Origin of the sequence: Kocuria sabuli (assembly GCF_040981185.1) — a bacterium.
Lineage (GTDB): Bacteria > Actinomycetota > Actinomycetes > Actinomycetales > Micrococcaceae > Kocuria > Kocuria sabuli.
The window spans coordinates 1-995 of sequence record NZ_JAVHZE010000053.1 but is presented as its reverse complement, the minus strand read 5'-3'; the positions used below and the strand labels follow the sequence as shown (position 1 = coordinate 995).

The 995-nt window shown below is 74.1% G+C and carries 1 protein-coding gene; it reads left to right on the top strand.

Features of this window, described 5'->3' with window-relative positions:
* Positions 1-18: 18 nt before the first annotated feature.
* Positions 19-995, top strand: a 977-nt coding sequence (gene speB / locus RE027_RS17795; protein WP_368809629.1) for an agmatinase, incomplete at its 3' end; no start/stop codon positions are given.

The following is a 995-nucleotide window of genomic DNA, read 5'->3' as shown; positions in this document are numbered from 1 at the left end:
TCGAGAGGACCGCACACCATGAACCCCGAACGCATCACCGGCTCCACCGGCGACGGCACCCCCGTGGTCGGGCCCGTCAACGCCGCGCTCACCCCGCGCTGGGCCGGGCTGGGCACCTTCGCCCGCCTCCCGCGCACCGACGAGGTCGCCCGCACGGACATCGCCGTGGTCGGGGTGCCCTTCGACGCCGGGGTCTCCTACCGGCCCGGGGCCCGCTTCGGGGCCAACCACGTCCGGGAGTCCTCCCGCCTGCTGCGCCCCTACAACCCGGCCCAGAACGTCTCCCCGTTCGCGCACACCCAGGTCGCCGACGCCGGGGACATCGTGGCCAACCCCTTCGACATCGGTGAGGCGATCACCGCGATCGAGGCCCAGGCCCAGGAGCTGATGGGCGAGGACACCCGGCTGGTGGCGATCGGCGGGGACCACACCATCGCCCTGCCCCTGCTGCGGGCCGCCCACGCCCGGCACGGGAAGGTGGCGCTGGTGCACTTCGATGCGCACCTGGACACCTGGGACACCTACTTCGGCGCCGCCTACACCCACGGCACCCCGTTTCGCCGCGCGTTCGAGGAGGGTCTGCTGGACACCGAGGCCGTGTGCCACGTGGGCACCCGCGGCCCGCTCTACGGCAGCCAGGACCTCGACGACGACGCGGCCTTCGGCTTCGGGATCGTCTCCTCCGCCGATGTGATGCGCCTGGGGGTGGACGCCGTGGTGGCGCACCTGCGCGAGCGCGTCGGGGACCGGCCGCTCTACGTCTCGTTGGACATCGACGTCCTGGACCCGGCCCACGCCCCCGGCACCGGGACTCCCGAGGCCGGGGGGATGACCAGCCGGGAGGTGCTGGAGATCCTGCGCGGGCTGCGCGGGACCCAGGTGGTCGGGGCCGACGTCGTGGAGGTCGCCCCGGCCTACGACCACGCCGAGCTCACCGGGGTCGCGGCCGCCCACGTGGTCTACGAGCTGATCACCCTGCTGGCCCTGGGCCCCGG